The sequence below is a fragment of the Streptomyces sp. NPDC018019 genome (assembly GCF_044327805.1).
GTDB lineage: Bacteria > Actinomycetota > Actinomycetes > Streptomycetales > Streptomycetaceae > Streptomyces.
The window spans coordinates 327991-344702 of record NZ_JBIRGD010000005.1; the positions used below are offsets into that span (position 1 = coordinate 327991).

Below are 16712 nucleotides of genomic sequence, written 5' to 3' on the forward strand. Positions count from 1 at the left end.
CGCTGCGGTGCTTCCTGGCTGCTCACGCCGCCTCCTGCTCGGTGAGCTGGGACAGGACGATCTCCCGGTACGTCTCGTTGCCGGCCATCAGCTCGGTGTGCGTACCGGTGCCGACCACCCGGCCCTCGTCCAGGACGACGATGCGGTCGGCGCCGCGGATCGTGGACACCCGCTGGGCGACGATCACGACGGTGGCCCGGTCCGTCTCGCGGGCCAGCGCGGCCCGCAGCGCGGCGTCCGTCGCGTAGTCCAGGGCCGAGAAGGAGTCGTCGAACAGGTAGATCTCCGGCTTGCGCACCAGCGCCCGCGCGATGGCCAGGCGCTGCCGCTGCCCGCCGGAGACGTTGCCGCCGCCCTGGGCTATCGGCGCGTCCAGGCCGCCGTCCATCCGCTCGACGAAGTCGCGGGCCTGGGCGGTCTCCAGCGCGTGCCACAGTTCCTCGTCGGTGGCGTCCGGATTGCCGTAGCGCAGGTTGGTGGCGACGGTCCCGGAGAAGAGGTACGGCTTCTGGGGGACCAGGCCGATGACGGAGGCCAGCGTCTCGGGGGCGAGGGTGCGCACGTCCACGCCGTCCACCAGCACCTGGCCGCCCGTCGCGTCGAACAGCCGGGGCACCAGGCCCAGCAGGGTGGACTTGCCACTGCCGGTGGAGCCGATGACGGCGGTGGTCTCCCCGGGCCGGGCGGTCAGCGAGACGTCCTTGAGGACCGGTTCCTCGGCGCCCGGGAAGCGGAACTCCACGCCGCGCAGTTCCAGTTCGCCGTGCCGGCGCAGCTCGGTGAGCGGGGCCTTCGGCGGGGTGACGCTGGTGTCGGTGGCCAGCACCTCCTGGATGCGCTCGGCGCAGACCTCGGCGCGCGGCAGCATCATCACCATGAACGTCGCCATCATGATCGACATGAAGATGTACATCAGATAGCTGAGGAAGGCGGTCAGCGCGCCGATCTGCATGCCGCCGCTGTCGATGCGGTGCCCGCCGAACCAGACCACGGCCACGCTGGAGACATTCACGATCAGCATGACCAGCGGGAACATCAGCGACATCAGCCGGCCGGCGCGCAGCGAGACGTCGTACAGGTCGTGGTTGGCGCCCGCGAACCGCTCGCGCTCGTACCCGTCGCGCACGAACGCGCGGATGACCCGTATGCCGGTGATCTGTTCGCGCAGCACCCGGTTGACGGTGTCGATACGATCCTGCACGCCGCGGAAGAGCGGGCGCATCCGGCGCACGACCAGCGACACCAGGATCGCCAGGACGGGCACGATGACCAGGATGAGGGCGGACAGCGGCACGTCCTGGTTGAGCGCCATCACCACACCGCCGACGCACATGATGGGCGCCGCGACCATCATCGTGAACGTCATCAGGACCAGCATCTGGACCTGCTGCACGTCGTTGGTGGTACGGGTGATCAGGGACGGCGCGCCGAACCGGCCCACCTCGCGGGCGGAGAAGGACTGCACCCGGTCGAAGACCGCGGCCCGGATGTCCCGGCCCAGCGCCATGGCCGTACGGGCGCCGAAGTACACCGCGCCGACCGAGCACACGATCTGGAGCAGCGTCACGCCGATCATGACACCGCCGACGCGGAGGATGTAGCCCATGTCCCCCTTGACGACGCCGCCGTCGATGATGTCGGCGTTCAGGGTGGGCAGATAGAGGGTGGCCAGCGTCTGGATCAGCTGGAGCAGGACGATCAGGGATATCGGGCGCATATGGGGTCGCAGATGCGCCCGCGCCAATCGGACCAACACCATTCGAGACTATGCGAGCGGTGCCCCCCGGCAATCGGATTTCCCGGCGCCACTCGTACGGTCCATGAGGTTTTGCCAGAACTTGTCCGGACACCGGCCCGACTTGCCCGGAACAGGGGCCGCCGCGGCGTACGCCATCATGGAGGCACCCTGAACGACGCACGACGAACGACGATGAAGAGGCCGCCGTGACAACAACTGGCACCGTGCGCTACTGGGCCGCGGCGAAGGCCGCCGCCGGCACCGCCGAAGAGCCGTACGCGGCGGCGACGCTCGCCGAGGCACTGGCCGCGGCACGCGAGCGGCACGCGGCGAACCCGGAGTTCGCCCGCGTCCTGCTGCGCTGCTCGTTCCTGGTGGACGGCGATCCGGTCGGCAGCCGCGACCACGCGGCGGTCCGGCTGGCCGAGGGCGGCACCGTCGAGGTCCTGCCGCCGTTCGCGGGAGGATGAGCGAGAGCATGAGCGAGCACCAGTCGCCGAATCCGTACGGGTCCTACGACCCGTACCGGCCGCAGGACCAACAGCAGCCGCAGCAGCCCGCGGCCGATCCGCAGGCGCCGTACGACGCGCACGGTTCCCATGGGTCCGGGGACCCGTACGGGGCACCGGCGGCCCAGCCCTACGGCGCGCACGACGGTACGTACGGGCAGGCCCCGCAGCAGCCGTACGGCCACCAGGCATACGGAACCCCGGCCTACGGGCAGCAGCAGCCCCCGCAGCAACACCCCCAGCCGACCTACGACGCATACGGCCGTCCACAGCAGACCTCCTGGCCCGCGGCGGCCGGACAGCAGCAGCAGACCGGCCAGTACGGCCAGCAGGGCCGGACCGGTCAGTCCGGCCAGTACGCCGCCGGGCCCGCGGCCGGGCCCGGCTACGGCCAGAACCCGTCCGGCGCCGCGCCGTACGCCTCCGACGCCTACCCCGCGGGCGGCGGCCACGAGGACCCGCAGACCCAGATCTGGTCGGCGCCGACCTGGGACACCAGCGCCCAGCTGCCCGTCATGGGCGACCCGGCCCCGTCGGCACCGGACCCGTCCGCCGCCGAGACCGCGTACCTGCCGAAGCAGAGCCCGGCACCGGCGGCCGCCCGCGCCCCCCAGCCGCAGGCGCAGCCCCGGGCGCAGGCCCGGCACCGGTCCGCGCCGGAGGCCGAGCGGCCCGCGGCGGAGCCCGCGCCCGACCTGTCGCGGCTCGCGCCCAACCAGCGCGCCCGCGCCGAGGGCCGGTCGCCGATCATTCCCCCCGGCCTGCAGCCCGCCGCGCTGACCGCCGCGCTGGCCCTGCTCCTGGCGCTGGCCGCGCCGCTGCCCCGGGTGGCCCTGATGGTGCCGGTGGTGCTGCTCCAGGCCGTCACCGCGGCCGGCTGGTTCCGCCTCAACGGCATGTGGCCGGCCCGGCAGGGCATCGCGCTCGCCTTCCTGGCGGGCCTGACCACCGACATCGCACTGCTGGCCACCGAACGGGACCAGGCCCCCGTGGTCGCCATCGGCACCCTCGGCGTCTGGTGCCTGTTCATCCTGGTCCTCCAGCTGCGCAACCGCAGCAGCGCCGACGAACGGATGTACGCGCTGACCGCGGGCCTCACCTCGACCGCCCTCGTGGTGCTGGCCGCCGGCCAGCTGGCCGCCGCGGCGAACGCGGTGACGGTGGGCTGCGTCGCGGTGGCCGTGGCCACCCTCGCCCGCGCGCTGCCGCTGCCCCCGGTCCCCTCGCTCGCCGTCGCCCTGCTCGGCGGCGCGGGCGCGGGCATCGCGGCCGGCCGGCTCACCGGCCTCGGCGCGGCCGGCGCCCTCCTCGGCCTGGTCGCCGCCGGCTGCGCCCTCATCGGCCTCCGCGTCGCCAGCTACGACTACCCGTCCCGCTTCGTCCACATGACGGCGGGCGTCGCCCTGCCGCTGACGCTGGCGGCCCCGGCGGTGTACGTGCTGGGGCGGGCGCTGGTCTGACGCCTGTGGCGGGTGGGCCCGTATCGCTTACGGGCCCACCCGGACGGTTGCCGGCCCGTCCCGCGCTTGAGGACCCGGTGACCCGCCCCGGGGCGGGCCCGCAGCTCACGGCCGGCCTCACCCCGCCCGCAGGCCGGAAAAATCATCCGCCACTCCAGGCCGGTTAGGCTCAACGGCAACAGACCGGGGGTCTGACCCGGAAAAACCGGGCCGATTTCGGCCCACGCCTGGGGGTAGTGGTTCGATGCGCGCACTACGAGTGCTGTTGGTGATCGTCGTGATACTCGGCGGCCTGTTCGTGGCCGCCGACCGCGTGGCCGTGAACATCGCCGAGGACAAGGCCGCGGACAAGATCCGCAGCAGCCAGGGGCTGGACCGTACGCCCGAGGTCTCGATCACCGGCTTCCCGTTCCTGACGCAGGTCGCGGGCCGCAGCCTGGACGAGGTGGACGCCAGGATCGACGGCCTGAGCGCCAGCGCCGAGGGCCGCACGCTGCGGATCCAGGAGCTGTCGGCGCAGTTCCACGACGTCAAGCTGACCAGCGACTACACCTCGATCGAGAGCGCCGCGAGCGCCACCGGCGAGGCCCGTATCTCCTACGCGGACCTGACCACCGCCTCCGGCAGGAACGTCAAGGTGAGCTACGGCGGCGAGAAGAACGGCAAGAGCCAGGTGAAGATCTCGCCGAACCTGCCCAACCTGCCGATGCTGAACTCGCTGGAGGTCACCGGCACGGTGAGCGTCGTGGGCGGCGACACCGTACGGCTGCGCGCCGACGAGCTGCCCGCCCTGTGCTCGCGGCTGTCCGCCTGCCGTGACCAGGTCCGGGCGCAGACCGACCACGAGTGGAAGCTGAACCGGCTGCCCGGCGGCCTGAAGCTGGACAAGGTCGTCTCGACGCGGGACGGCATCTCGATCTCGGCCAGCGGGACGAACGTCAAGCTGCCCGGCTGATCCGCCGCCCGGCCGGGGCACCCCCCACCCCCGGCCGGCCGACCGCCAACGGTGCGAATCACCGCGAACCGCCCGGCCGTCCATGCACTGAGACATCCCGTCCCGTAAGCCAGACCCCCACCGGCGCGCGGGCCCCGGACGCCCGGCCCGCACCCCTCCTCCACCCGGTCCGCGTACCGCGATACGGACCGGCGCGTCTCAGCATCCGACACACCGGTGACACGTCCCGCCGCCCCTCCCTACGATCGGTCGCATGCAGAGCTCTCTGAGCGGTTCCCGTTCGCGGGGACAGGCGAATCTCACGAAGCGGCGGGCAGTCGACCTGTGCCGCGTCGCCGCCATGCTCTGTCGCTCTGCCTGACGGGCGGCCTCTTCCCCCGTACACGCCCGGCCCGCTGAGGCCCCCCTGCCACATCCCACGCAGCGCCGCGATCCCCGCCGCAGCGCGCATCGGCGTACGCGTGCCCCGCAACTGCCCCGGAGGAGAACAACATGAGCCGTAGCGACGTCCTGGTGGACGCCGACTGGGTCGAGGCCCACATCGACGACCCGAAGGTGGTCCTCGTCGAGGTCGACGAGGACACCTCGGCCTACGACAAGAACCACATCAAGAACGCCGTCCGCATCGACTGGAAGCAGGACCTCCAGGACCCGGTGCGCCGCGACTTCGTCGACCAGGCGGGCTTCGAGAAGCTGCTCTCCGAGAAGGGCATCGCCAACGACGACACCGTCGTCCTCTACGGCGGCAACAACAACTGGTTCGCCTCGTACGCGTACTGGTACTTCAAGCTGTACGGCCACGACAGCGTCAAGCTGCTCGACGGCGGCCGCAAGAAGTGGGAACTGGACTCGCGCGACCTGGTCGACGGCTCGCAGGTGCCGAACCGCCCGAAGACCGACTACAAGGCGAAGGCCCAGGACACCTCCATCCGCGCCTTCCGGGACGACGTCGTCGCCGCGATCGACAACCTGAACCTGGTCGACGTGCGCTCCCCCGACGAGTTCAGCGGCAAGCTGCTCGCCCCGGCGCACCTGCCGCAGGAGCAGTCGCAGCGCCCCGGCCACGTGCCCAGCGCCCGCAACATCCCGTGGTCGAAGAACGCCAACGACGACGGCACCTTCAAGTCGGACGAAGAGCTCAAGGCCCTCTACGAGGCCGAGAACGTGGACCTGTCGAAGGACACCATCGCCTACTGCCGCATCGGCGAGCGCTCCGCCCTCACCTGGTTCGTCCTGCACGAGCTGCTCGGCCAGTCCAACGTCAAGAACTACGACGGCTCCTGGACCGAGTACGGCTCGCTGGTCGGCGTGCCGATCGAGCTGGGCGCCGCGAAGTAACGCACCGCCGCAGCACCGCCTTTCGTTTTCCCCCAACCACCAAGGAAGTACCGACATGTGTGGAGCACAGGCCGGCGGCCCGGACGCTTCGACCGCCAAGCCGGGCGAGACCACCATCCAGGGCAGCGTGACCCGCGACGGCCAGCCCGTCACCGGTTACGTGCGCCTGCTGGACAGCACCGGCGAGTTCACCGCGGAGGTCCCCACCTCGGCGACCGGTCAGTTCCGCTTCTACGCGGCCGAGGGCACCTGGACGCTGCGCGCCCTGGTCCCGGGCGCGACCGCCGACCGCACCGTGGTCGCCCGCAAGGGCGGTCTGGCGGAGGTCGCCATCGCCGTCTGACGGGCGGCGCCACCGCGTACGCCGTACGGCCGGAGGGCCGCACCCCAGGGGTTTGGACGCCATGGCTGGGGGTGCGGCCCTCCGCGCTTCCCAGGCGCCCCCGCCGGACCTACGGTGGAATCATGTCCGCGCATCGGCGTCCACCCGCGCAGCGCCGGCACCGCCGGTACTTCGCCCTGATGGGCGTGTGCATCGCCCTCTTCGTCCTGGCGTGGGGCGTGGTGCGGCTGTGGTCCGTCCCGGCGGCCGTGGCGATGTGCGTGGTCGCCATGGTCATCCCGCCGTTCGCGGCGATCGTCGGCAACCGGCGGGAGCCCGGTGAGCGCTGGTGGGACGAGTCGGGCGACCCGGAGTCCGACCGGTGGTGGCGCGAGCTCGACGACCACGGTCCCGGTTCCGGACGCCGCTGAGCCGTGGCCCCGGGTCCGCCGCCTCGGTGGGAGCCGGGGCGCGTTCCCGGGCCCGCCGCCCTCAGTAGACCAGCGCCTGCACCCCGTCCGGCATGACCTCGCTCACGAAGACCTGCGCCCCGGCGATCCGGGCGCCCTCGATCAGGTCCTTCTCCTCGATGCCCCGGCGGGCCGCGCACTGCGTGCACACGGTGATGGTGCCGCCGCCCGCCGTGATCCCGTCGATCAGGTCCGGCAGCGGGGCCGCGTGCGGCAGCTCGAACTCCGCCGCGCGGCCCGGCAGCGCGAACCACGCCGACTCCCCGGTCAGCCACAGGGACACCTGCACCCCGCTGGCCACGGCCACCGCCGCCACCGTGAACGCCTGCGAACACCGCTCGGGCGCGTCCGCCCCCGCCGTCACCTTGATCACCAGCTTCTTCGCCATACCCGCACTCTAGGGCGCCCCGGCGCCCTCCGGCCGCCCGCGCGCGGGGCGGGACCGACCTCACAGCGCCGTCACCGACCGCGCCGACTAGACTCGCTCCCGGTCCGTAACACCTCACTGACGTCCGAGGAGCGCGCTCGTGCTTGAGGCAGTCTTCACCACCCTGCTCGTCCTGGTCGCCGTCGGCGTCGTCGCCTTCGCCGGGCTGACCTGGAAGAAGCTGTACCAGGGCCAGCGCTGACCGAGACCCAGACCCCTTCCCCACACAGATCGCCTGAGCTGATGATCGAGATCCCGTCCGACCTGAACCCGGCCCTCGTGCCCCTCGCCTTCCTGCTGGGCAACTGGGAGGGGGCGGGCGTCGCCGACTTCCCCGGTGCCGAGAAGTGCAACTTCGGCCAGGAGGTCACCTTCACGCACGACGGCCGTGACTTCCTGGAGTACACCTCGCACAGCTGGGTGCTGGACGGCGAGGGCAAGAAGGTCGCTCCGCTGGAGACCGAGTCCGGCTACTGGCGCATCGACAAGGACCGCAAGGTCGAGATCGTGATGATCCGCGACGGTGGGGTCGCGGAGGTCTGGTACGGCGAGCTGGCCGACCAGAAGCCGCAGATCGACCTGGCCACCGACGCCGTCGCGCGCACCGCCGCCTCCGGCCCGTACACCGGCGGCAAGCGCCTGTACGGCTATGTGAACGGCGACCTGATGTGGGTCGGCGAGAAGGCCACCCCCGAGGTGCCGCTGCGCCCGTACATGTCCGCGCACCTGAAGAAGGTCGTGGACCCGCGCGAGTGGGCCAAGGACATCAAGGACCTGCCGGACGACGGCATCGCGTTCTTCAAGTAGACCGCCGTACCAGCACACACAGTCGCAGAGCGCCCCGCGGGGGAAGTCCGGTGAGAGTCCGGCGCTGACCCGCAACGGTAAGCGGAAGCCTTGTTCCGCAAGCCCGATCGCCCGCGGGGGCGCCCCGTTCCTGACAACTCGCCGTGGACTGCGAGGGGACACCGCCGCCGGCCTCGCGCCACGCGCCGGCACCCTCACCGTACGGACGCGGCCCGAGCCGAAGGCACTCCTTGGCCGTACCCGCCCGCAGCGCCGCTCCCCCGGACCGCCGTACCGCGGCCCCCCTCGGCACCGTCCCGCTGGTCGCCGGACTCACCGCCGCGCTGCTCGGCTCACTGCTGTGCGGCGTCGGCCTCGGCGCCTCCGGCGTCGGCTGGGCCGATGTGCTGCGCTACCTCGGCGCCGGGCTGAGCGGCGGCACCATCGCACCCGACGAGGTCTCCGCGTACACCATCGTCTGGGAGCTGCGCTTCCCGCGCGCCGTCCTGGCCGCCGTGGTCGGCGCCGGGCTGTCCGCCATCGGCGTCGCCGTGCAGGCCCTGGTGCGCAACGCCCTCGCCGACCCGTTCGTGCTCGGCATCTCCTCCGGCGCCGCGGTCGGCGCCAACGCCGTCCTGCTCTTCGGGTCGCTGAGTGCGCTCGGCGTCTGGGCGCTGTCCACCGCCGCGTTCGGCTCGGCGCTGCTGGCCATGGTGCTGGTGTACGCGGCGGCCCGCAGCGCGCACGGCCTGACCCCGCTGCGGCTGGTCCTGACCGGCTCCGCGATGTACTACGGCTTCTCCGCCGTCTCCACCCTGATGGTCTTCGCCGCCGACCGCGGCGAGGCGGCGCGCTCCGCCATGATGTGGCTGCTCGGCAGCCTCAGCGGCGCGGGCTGGGGGTCGGTGCCGGTCGCCGCGGTGGCGGTGGCCGGGGCGCTGCTGTACCTGATGCTCTCCGCCGGCCGGCTCAACGCGCTCGCCATGGGCGACGAGTCGGCCGCGGCGCTCGGCGTGGACCCCGGGCGGCTGCGCCGGGAGCTGTTCGCCGTCACGGCGGCCGTCACCGGCGCGGTGGTCGCGGTCAGCGGGGCGATCGGGTTCGTCGGGCTGATGGTGCCGCACGTGACGCGGATGCTGGTGGGCGCCGGGCACCGCCGGGTGCTGGCGGTGGCGCCGCTGCTGGGCGCGGTGCTGCTGGTGTGGGTGGACATCCTGTCCCGGGTGCTGCTGGCGCCCGTCGAGCTGCCGGTCGGGGTGATCACGGCAGTCATCGGCGTGCCGTGCTTCGTCCTGCTGATGCGTCGGCGCGGCTACACGTTCGGGGGCGGGGCCTGATGAGAGGGCGAAGCCTGACACGCGGCCACGGCGGCACGTACGGAGGCGGGATCTGATGCGGCTCGACATCGACGCGGTGTCCGTGGACGCGGCCGGGGCCCGGCTCGTGCACGACGTCACCCTGCACGCCGGCAGCGGCCGGATCGTCGGGCTGATCGGTCCCAACGGCAGCGGCAAGTCCACCCTGCTGCGCTGCGCCTACCGCGCGCTGCGCCCGGCCGCCGGCACGGTGCGGCTGGACGGCGCCGACCTGCACGCCATGGGCGTACGCGAAGGGGCCCGTCAACTGGCCGCGCTGCCGCAGGAGTCGGCGACCGAGTTCGGCTTCACGGCCGCCGAGGTGGTCGCGATGGGGCGGCTGCCGCACCAGCGCGGCGCGGGACGGCCGAGCGCGGCGGACCGGAAGGTGTGCGAGGCCGCACTCGCCCGTACCGGCGCCGCCCACCTGGCCGGACGCGCCTTCCTGAGCCTGTCCGGCGGCGAGAAGCAGCGTGTGCTCATCGCCCGCGCGCTGGCCCAGGAACCGCGGGTGCTGGTGCTGGACGAGCCCACCAACCACCTGGACATCGCGCAGCAGCTGGAGCTGCTGGCGCTGGTGCGGGACAGCGGGCTGACGGTGCTGACGGCGCTGCACGACCTGAATCTGGCCGCCGTGCACTGCGACGAGCTGTACGTCATCTCCGGTGGCCGGATCGTCGCCTCCGGCGCGCCGCACGACGTGCTGGGCCCGGACCTGCTCGCCGAGGTCTTCGGGGTGCGCGCGCACCGCGTACCGCATCCGGAGACCGGCGCCGTCCAGCTGCTGTTCGACCGGCTGCCCGCCCGTACCGATTCGCCGCCCGACCCGTGACGACCACGCCGAAGCCCGTCGCCGAGCACGCCACCGTGCCCATCGCCCCGAGGACCCCCAAATGCGCACCCGCCACCGCTCCGCCGCCCTGCTCACCGCCCTCGCCCTCGCCGCGCTCACCGGCTGCGGGGCCCACGTCGCCGAGGACGGGAAGGACGGCGCCGCCGGGGCGTCCGGGGCCGGCCGGTCCGGGCACTACCCGGTGACGGTCGAGAACTGCGGGACGAAGACCACGTACGACAAGGCGCCGCGGCGGGTGGTCACCAACGACGTCGGGATCGCGGACATCATGTTCGCGCTCGGGCTGGAGGACCACATGGCCGGGTACGTCATGCCGGAGTACCGGGGCCGGATCGACGCCGTCGCCTGGAAGGACGCGTACGCCAAGGTGCCGTGGCTGTCCAAGAAGGCGATCACCAAGGAGATCGCCCTGGACGCCAAAGCCGACCTGGTCTTCGCCGGCTGGAACTACGGCTTCGGCGAGGACAGCGACGTCACCCCCGCCTCCCTCAAGAAGCTCGGCATCGGCAGCTATGTGCTGACCGAGTCGTGCCGCAACGGGACCGACGGCGGCAAGGGCACCGCGCGCGGCGTGATGCCGCCGCTGGAGGCGCTCTACACCGACCTGAAGACCCTCGGGAAGATCTTCGACGTCGAGGACCGCGCGGACGCGCTGATCGCGCAGTACCGCAAGCAGGTCGCCGACGCGCAGGCCAAGGCCCCGAAGGACGGCGCGCGGCCCACCGTCTTCCTGTACGACGGCGGCCAGGACAAGCCGATGACCTCCGGCCGCTTCGCCGGACCGCACGACATCATCACCAAGGCCGGCGGTGACCACGTCATGCAGGACCTGAAGGACACCTGGACCACGGTGGGCTGGGAGACGGTGGTCGAGCGCGACCCGGACGTGATCGTCATCAACGATTACGGCACGCCGACCGCCGAACAGAAGAAGTCGTTCCTCAAGTCCTACGGGCCACTGAAGAACGTCTCGGCGATCAAGAACAACCGTATTTACGTCATGGACTACGCGGACCTGGTGGAGAGCCCGCGCAACCCCGCGGCCGTCACGGCGCTGTCCGGATACCTGCGGAGCGTACGCAGCCACTGAGCGCCCTCCTACACTGGGAGCGTGGTGAGCACCGACTGGCAGAGCGACCTCCGCAAGCGCGGCTACCGGCTGACCCCACAGCGCCAGCTCGTGCTGGAGGCCGTGGACAAGCTGGAACACGCCACCCCCGACGACATCCTCACCGAGGTGCGCCGGACGGCGGGCGGCGTGAACATCTCCACCGTCTACCGGACGCTGGAGCTGCTGGAGGAGCTGAAGCTGGTCAGCCATGCCCACCTCGGGCACGGCGCGCCCACGTACCACCTCGCCGACCGGCACCACCACATCCACCTGGTGTGCCGGGACTGCACGGAAGTGATCGAGGCGGATCTGTCGGTGGCCGAGCCGTTCACGGCCACGCTCCGGGAGACGTTCGGTTTCGACACGGACCTGAAACACTTCGCGATCTTCGGGTGCTGCGCGGCGTGCACCGCGAAGCACGCGGACCGGGCGCCGGACGACGGGCCGCGGGCCGGCGGCGGCCCCTCCGGAACCGGGTCGTAGCCGGACGCACCGCCCCGCGCCGGCCTCCGGCGCACCGGTCGTAGGCTGGGGGCATGCCGCGTCAACGTGAAGCCAGTCCACTGCTGTCGCTGCCCGGTGCCGTCCCGGCCGAGGCCCCCGACGAAGGTGTCGCCGCCCACTACGGCGACCTGTTCCGCGAGCAACGCGCCCTCGCGGACGGCCGTGGCTTCGTGGACCTCTCGCACCGCGGCGTGGTCACCGTCAGCGGCCCCGAGCGGCTGAGCTGGCTGCACCTGCTGCTGACCCAGCACGTCGCCGAGCTGCCGCCCGGCCACGCCACCGAGGCGCTGATCCTCTCCGCCAACGGCCACATCGAGCACGCGCTGTACCTCGTCGACGACGGGGAGACGACATGGCTGCACACCGAGCCGGGCAACGAGGAGCCGCTGCTCGCCTACCTGGAGAGCATGAAGTTCTTCTACCGGGTCGAGATCGCCGACCGTACCGAGGAGTACGCGGTCGTCCACCTGCCGGCCGGCTCCATCGCCGAGGCCCCGCAGGGCGCCGTCGTACGGGAGACCGCGCACGGCCGGGACCTGTTCCTGCCGCGCGGCGGGCTGGAAGCCTTCGCCGCGGCCAACGGACCGGCCATCGGCACCCTGGCCCTGGAGGCGCTGCGCGTCGAGGCGCACCGGCCGCGGCTGGGCATGGAGACCGACCACCGCACCATCCCGCACGAGCTGGGCTGGATCGGCACCGCCGTCCACCTCCAGAAGGGCTGCTACCGCGGCCAGGAGACGGTGGCCCGCGTCCACAACCTGGGGAAGCCGCCGCGCCGCCTGGTCTTCCTGCACCTGGACGGCAGCGAGGTGCACCTGCCGCCGCACGGCGCCCCGGTACGCCTCGCCGCCGACGGCGCCGAAGGCCGCCAGCTCGGCTTCATCACCACCTCGGCCCGCCACCACGAACTCGGCCCCATCGCCCTGGCCCTCGTCAAGCGCAACGTCCCGGTCGGCGCGCAGCTCCTGGCGGAGAGCACGGCGGCGGCCCAGGAGGTCGTGGTCGAGCCCTGAGGGGCCGTCTCCGGACGCGTACGGCGCCGCCGGGCCCCGGCGGCGCCGGAGCCGCGGTTCAGACCTCCAGCAGCACCGTGAACGGCCCGTCGTTCGTCAGGCTCACCTTCATGTCCGCGCCGAAGCGGCCCGTGGCGACCTCGGCACCCAGCGCACGGAGCCGAGCCACCACCTCGTCGACGAGCGGTTCGGCCACCGGACCGGGCGCCGCGGCGTTCCAGGTGGGCCGACGGCCCTTGCGGGCGTCACCGTAGAGAGTGAACTGGCTGATCACCAACAGGCCCGCACCCGTGTCCGAGCAGGACTTCTCGCCGTCCAGGATGCGCACCGACCACAGCTTGCGGGCGAGCTGCGCCGCCTTCGCCGGGGTGTCGTCGTGCGTGACCCCGACCAGCACGCACAGCCCTTCACCGACGATCTCCCCGACCGTCTCGCCGTCCACCTCGACGCGTGCGCCGTCGACCCTCTGCACCACTGCTCGCATACCGCCCATGATGCACCGGCCCGCCGGGGCCCCCGACAGCCGTACCGGCCCGGGGCCGTTCGGGTGCCATGGCCATGGCTGGCCCTGCGGGGGGCCCGCCCGCAGTGGCACGATGCGTGCACGCGGTGCGTCGCACGGACAACCTGCCCGTGCGACCGCACCGGACGAGGGGACGGAACGACTCATGAGCACTGCCGGTTCCGGGCACACACCCGGCCCCGTACCGATCGCCCGTACGGCGCCGACACCGGCCCGTACGACCACGACGGCCCAGGCACGCCCCGGGCCCGCCCGCACGGAGGACGGTCCCATGGTCCAGGCAGGCACGGCACCGCACCGCGCCCCGCTGCAACGCGACCGCTTCCGCCCGGTGCCACGGCCCGACCTGAACGGGCTGAGCCTGCCCGACCTGCGGGTGCTGCGCCGCGCGGCACAGCAGGAGGAGGCCGACCTGAGCTATGTGCGCCGGCTCCTCCAGGGCCGGATCGACATCCTGCGCGCCGAGAGCAGCCGCCGCACGGCCCCGCACTCGCCGCTGCTGGACCGCCTCCCGGAGATCCTCACGGACGTGCCGTCGAGCCACCGCTCCTCGGCCCGCCACGTGACGCTCGGCATGCCGCACAGCGAGGAGTACCGCCAGCTGGCGGAACAGATGCTCGGCGAGGTGGAGCTGTCGGACCTCACCGCCCGTACGGACCAGGAGCTGCACGACGCGATGTGCCGCCTGGTCCGGTACGAGCAGCAGGTTTCCCGGCGCCGCCAGTCCCTCCAGCGGACCGCCGACGATTGCAGTGCGGAGATCGCGCGCAGGTACCGTGAAGGCGAAGCACAAGTAGACGACCTGCTCTCCTGACCCGGCGGCCACCGGCTCCGGGAGGGGCGCAGGTCACCTCCCGGAAGGCCGCCGCCGATGAGCACCACCACCGTTACCGACGGGTCCGCCCCGTCCGGTATATCCCCCGTCCTCGCCGAGGTCGTGCGCTCCGGTTTCGTCGAGGGCCGGCACCGCGGTTCGCTGGTGGTGCTGGCGGCGGACGGCAGCGTGGAAACGGCCCTCGGCGATGTGACGTCCCCGGTCTTCCCGCGCTCCGCCAACAAGCCGATGCAGGCCGCGGCCGTCCTGCGGGCGGGTCTGGACCTGTCGGGCGAGCGGCTGGCGCTGGCCGCGGCGAGCCACTCGGGCGAGGGCTTCCACCTCGACCTGGTGCAGAAGATGCTCAGTGAGCACAATCTGCCCACGGAGCTGCTGCGCACCCCGCCGGACCTGCCGCTGGACCCGGCGGAGGCGGAGACGTACCTGGCGTCCGGACGGGTGCGCGAGCCGCTCACGATGAACTGCTCCGGCAAGCACGCCGCGATGCTGGCGGCCTGCGCCGCCAACGGCTGGCCGCTGGACTCCTACCTCCACCTGGAGCACCCGCTCCAGCAGCTGGCGCTGGAGGCGGTGCGCTCCGCGAGCGGCGAGCGCGTCGAGCACATCGGTACGGACGGCTGCGGCGCCCCGCTGATGGCGATCTCGCTGACCGGTCTGGCCCGCTCCTTCCGGCACTTCGTACTGGCCGAGCCGGGCACGCCGGAGCGGCGGGTGGCCGACGCGATGCGCGCGCACCCGGAGTACGTGGCCGGCACCCGCCGCCCCGACACCTGGCTGATGCAGGCGCTGCCCGGCGTGCTGTCCAAGATGGGCGCGGAGGCCGTGCAGGCGGTGGCGCTGCCGGACGGGCGCGCGCTGGCCTTCAAGGTGGAGGACGGGGCGACCCGCACCCTCGGCCCGATACTCGGCCGTGTGCTGCGCCTGATGGGCGTCGAGTCGCCGGTGCTCGCGCGCATCGAGGACGCGCCGCTGCTGGGCGGCGCCGAGCGCGTCGGGGAGATCCGCGCGGCGTTCTGAAGGCGGCACCGGGGTGCCCGGCCCGCCGGGCACCCGCCTGCGCCGATCCCGCCGGGTCCCCGCCTGCCCCGATATTGCCGCGACGCCGGGACAGGCCCGTGGCTACCGTACGGCCATGGACATCGAGGTGCGTACGGTCGGCGACGATGACATCCCCGCATGGCTGCGCGCCCTCCAAGTCGGCTTCCTGCGGCCGCCGGAGGGGATCTCCGAGGAGGACATCGAGTACCGCCGGGCGCGTTACGACCCCGACCGCACCCAGGGGGCGTACGACAACGGCCGCTGCGTCGCCACGTTCCGCAGCTTCGCGCAGGAGCTGACCGTCGTCGGCGGTGCGCGGGTGCCGGCCGACGCCATCACGTCCGTGACGGTCTCCCCCACCCACCGGCGGCGCGGGCTGCTCAGCCGGATGATGGCGGACGACCTGCGGGCCGCCAAGGAGCGCGGGGACGCCCTCGCCACGCTGATCGCCGCGGAGTTCCCGATCTACGGACGGTACGGCTTCGGCCCGGCCGCCTGGTTCACCGAGTGGCGCATCGACGTGGCGCGGGCCGCGCTGGACCCGCGGCACGCGGGCCCGGACGACGGCGGCCGGGTCGATTTCGCCGACGCCGCCGAGGTGCGGGAGGCGGGCCCCGCGCTGCACGAGCGCTTCCGGGCCCGGCAGCCCGGCGCGATCGACCTGTCCGAGGACTGGTGGCGGGAGCTGACCGGCGCCGTCCCGCGCCCGTACAACCCCGCCAAGGACCGCTTCCACGCCGTCTACCGGTCCGCGTCCGGCGAGGTCGAGGGGCTGGTCTCGTACCGGGCGGACGACAAGTGGGAGCGCAAGCTGCCGCAGAACACCGTGACCGTCGACCGCCTGGCCGCCCTCACCCCGGGCGCCGAGCGGGCCCTGTGGCGGTTCCTGTGCTCGATCGACTGGGTCTCCTACGTCACGTCGGGCGTCCGCGGCCCCGACGACCTGCTGCCGTACCACCTCGGCGACCCGCGCGCGGCACAGGTCGAGCAGCACGCCGACTACCTGTGGATCCGGCCCCTGGACATCCCCCGGCTGCTGGAGGCCCGTACGTACCCGGCCGAAGGGGCCCTCGTCCTGGAGGTCCGGGACGCGGCGGGCCTGGCGGACGGCCGCTTCCTGCTGGACGCCGGACCGGCGGGCGCCACCTGTACCCGCACCGGCCGCAGCGCGGAACTGACGCTCGACGTGGGCGCCTTCGCCGCGCTCTACCTGGGCGACGAGTCCGCGGTGCGGACGGCCGCGCTCGGGCGCGTCACCGAGGAGCGGCCGGGCGCCCTGGCGACCGCCGACCTCCTGCTGCACACGGCGCGCCGCCCCTGGTGCCCGGACAGCTTCTGACCGGCGCCGCGGCACCGGACACCGGCCTCCGCGCGCCGGGGGCCAGGGGCCGGTGCGCTGCATAAGGTGGCGGGGACAGGTAACGGCCCAGGCGGAAGTTGCAGGACACCGCCCACCACCGGAGCAGGAGGACGGC

Annotated in this window: 19 protein-coding genes and 1 riboswitch; of the genes, 16 read left to right on the forward strand and 3 right to left on the reverse strand. The window is 72.9% G+C overall.

Going from position 1 to position 16712, the window contains the following annotated elements; all coding sequences use genetic code 11:
• Positions 1-22: 22 nt before the first annotated feature.
• Positions 23-1756: an ABC transporter ATP-binding protein gene (locus ACH4FX_RS11600; protein ID WP_398477574.1), complete on the reverse strand. Its 1734-nt coding sequence runs from the start codon at positions 1754-1756 to the stop codon at positions 23-25.
• A 188-nt stretch (positions 1757-1944) separates the two neighbouring features.
• Here ACH4FX_RS11600 and ACH4FX_RS11605 point away from each other — a divergent pair, with 188 nt between their 5' ends.
• The 7 genes from ACH4FX_RS11605 (at position 1945) to ACH4FX_RS11635 (ending at position 6753) form a co-directional block, all read left to right on the forward strand.
• On the forward strand, positions 1945-2208 hold the full coding sequence (locus ACH4FX_RS11605) for a MoaD/ThiS family protein (RefSeq protein ID WP_208853437.1): 264 nt from the start codon (positions 1945-1947) through the stop codon (positions 2206-2208).
• 8 nt (positions 2209-2216) lie between these two features.
• On the forward strand, positions 2217-3707 hold the full coding sequence (locus tag ACH4FX_RS11610; RefSeq protein ID WP_398477576.1) for a hypothetical protein: 1491 nt from the start codon (positions 2217-2219) through the stop codon (positions 3705-3707).
• 244 nt (positions 3708-3951) lie between these two features.
• Positions 3952-4662, forward strand: coding sequence for a DUF2993 domain-containing protein (locus ACH4FX_RS11615; protein ID WP_398477578.1), 711 nt, complete (start codon positions 3952-3954; stop codon positions 4660-4662).
• A 253-nt stretch (positions 4663-4915) separates the two neighbouring features.
• A complete protein-coding gene (locus ACH4FX_RS11620) occupies positions 4916-5023 on the forward strand; it encodes a putative leader peptide (RefSeq protein ID WP_398477580.1) in 108 nt (35 codons plus the stop codon).
• Between the two features lie 131 nt (positions 5024-5154).
• Positions 5155-6000 carry a sulfurtransferase gene (locus ACH4FX_RS11625; RefSeq protein WP_398477582.1) on the forward strand — a complete coding sequence of 282 codons (846 nt, stop codon included), beginning with the start codon at positions 5155-5157 and terminating at the stop codon, positions 5998-6000.
• Between the two features lie 55 nt (positions 6001-6055).
• The gene (locus ACH4FX_RS11630; protein WP_398477584.1) at positions 6056-6343 is read left to right on the forward strand and encodes a DUF1416 domain-containing protein; all 288 of its coding nucleotides are present in this window, start codon (positions 6056-6058) and stop codon (positions 6341-6343) included.
• Between the two features lie 122 nt (positions 6344-6465).
• Positions 6466-6753: a DUF3099 domain-containing protein gene (locus ACH4FX_RS11635; RefSeq protein ID WP_398477586.1), complete on the forward strand. Its 288-nt coding sequence runs from the start codon at positions 6466-6468 to the stop codon at positions 6751-6753.
• Between the two features lie 61 nt (positions 6754-6814).
• On the opposite strand, the gene ACH4FX_RS11640 is transcribed toward ACH4FX_RS11635, so the two are convergent.
• Positions 6815-7180 carry a DsrE family protein gene (locus ACH4FX_RS11640; RefSeq protein WP_398477587.1) on the reverse strand — a complete coding sequence of 122 codons (366 nt, stop codon included), beginning with the start codon at positions 7178-7180 and terminating at the stop codon, positions 6815-6817.
• Between the two features lie 282 nt (positions 7181-7462).
• Between ACH4FX_RS11640 and ACH4FX_RS11645 the strand changes: the two genes are divergently transcribed.
• The 6 genes from ACH4FX_RS11645 (at position 7463) to ACH4FX_RS11670 (ending at position 12841) form a co-directional block, all read left to right on the forward strand.
• Complete coding sequence (locus tag ACH4FX_RS11645) at positions 7463-8026, forward strand: FABP family protein (RefSeq protein WP_398477589.1); 564 nt, start codon at positions 7463-7465, stop codon at positions 8024-8026.
• A riboswitch (cobalamin riboswitch) is annotated at positions 8014-8160 on the forward strand. It overlaps the preceding gene by 13 nt.
• Positions 8161-8256: 96 nt before the next feature.
• A complete protein-coding gene (locus tag ACH4FX_RS11650) occupies positions 8257-9342 on the forward strand; it encodes a FecCD family ABC transporter permease (RefSeq protein ID WP_398477590.1) in 1086 nt (361 codons plus the stop codon).
• 55 nt (positions 9343-9397) lie between these two features.
• On the forward strand, positions 9398-10192 hold the full coding sequence (locus tag ACH4FX_RS11655; RefSeq protein ID WP_398477591.1) for an ABC transporter ATP-binding protein: 795 nt from the start codon (positions 9398-9400) through the stop codon (positions 10190-10192).
• Positions 10193-10253: 61 nt separating this feature from the next.
• A complete protein-coding gene (locus ACH4FX_RS11660) occupies positions 10254-11303 on the forward strand; it encodes an ABC transporter substrate-binding protein (protein WP_398477593.1) in 1050 nt (349 codons plus the stop codon).
• A 21-nt stretch (positions 11304-11324) separates the two neighbouring features.
• The gene (locus ACH4FX_RS11665; protein ID WP_398477595.1) at positions 11325-11807 is read left to right on the forward strand and encodes a Fur family transcriptional regulator; all 483 of its coding nucleotides are present in this window, start codon (positions 11325-11327) and stop codon (positions 11805-11807) included.
• Positions 11808-11860: 53 nt separating this feature from the next.
• On the forward strand, positions 11861-12841 hold the full coding sequence (locus ACH4FX_RS11670; RefSeq protein ID WP_398477597.1) for a YgfZ/GcvT domain-containing protein: 981 nt from the start codon (positions 11861-11863) through the stop codon (positions 12839-12841).
• 58 nt (positions 12842-12899) lie between these two features.
• On the opposite strand, the gene dtd is transcribed toward ACH4FX_RS11670, so the two are convergent.
• The gene (gene dtd / locus ACH4FX_RS11675) at positions 12900-13325 is read right to left on the reverse strand and encodes a D-aminoacyl-tRNA deacylase (protein WP_398477599.1); all 426 of its coding nucleotides are present in this window, start codon (positions 13323-13325) and stop codon (positions 12900-12902) included.
• A gap of 184 nt (positions 13326-13509) precedes the next feature.
• On the opposite strand from dtd, the gene ACH4FX_RS11680 reads away from it, so the two are divergent.
• The 3 genes from ACH4FX_RS11680 (at position 13510) to ACH4FX_RS11690 (ending at position 16576) form a co-directional block, all read left to right on the forward strand.
• Entirely contained in the window at positions 13510-14178 is a 669-nt protein-coding gene (locus tag ACH4FX_RS11680; protein ID WP_398477601.1) for an ABC transporter substrate-binding protein, read from the forward strand.
• A 57-nt stretch (positions 14179-14235) separates the two neighbouring features.
• Complete coding sequence (locus ACH4FX_RS11685) at positions 14236-15216, forward strand: asparaginase (RefSeq protein ID WP_398477603.1); 981 nt, start codon at positions 14236-14238, stop codon at positions 15214-15216.
• A 115-nt stretch (positions 15217-15331) separates the two neighbouring features.
• Positions 15332-16576 carry a GNAT family N-acetyltransferase gene (locus ACH4FX_RS11690; RefSeq protein ID WP_398477605.1) on the forward strand — a complete coding sequence of 415 codons (1245 nt, stop codon included), beginning with the start codon at positions 15332-15334 and terminating at the stop codon, positions 16574-16576.
• Positions 16577-16712 lie beyond the last annotated feature (136 nt).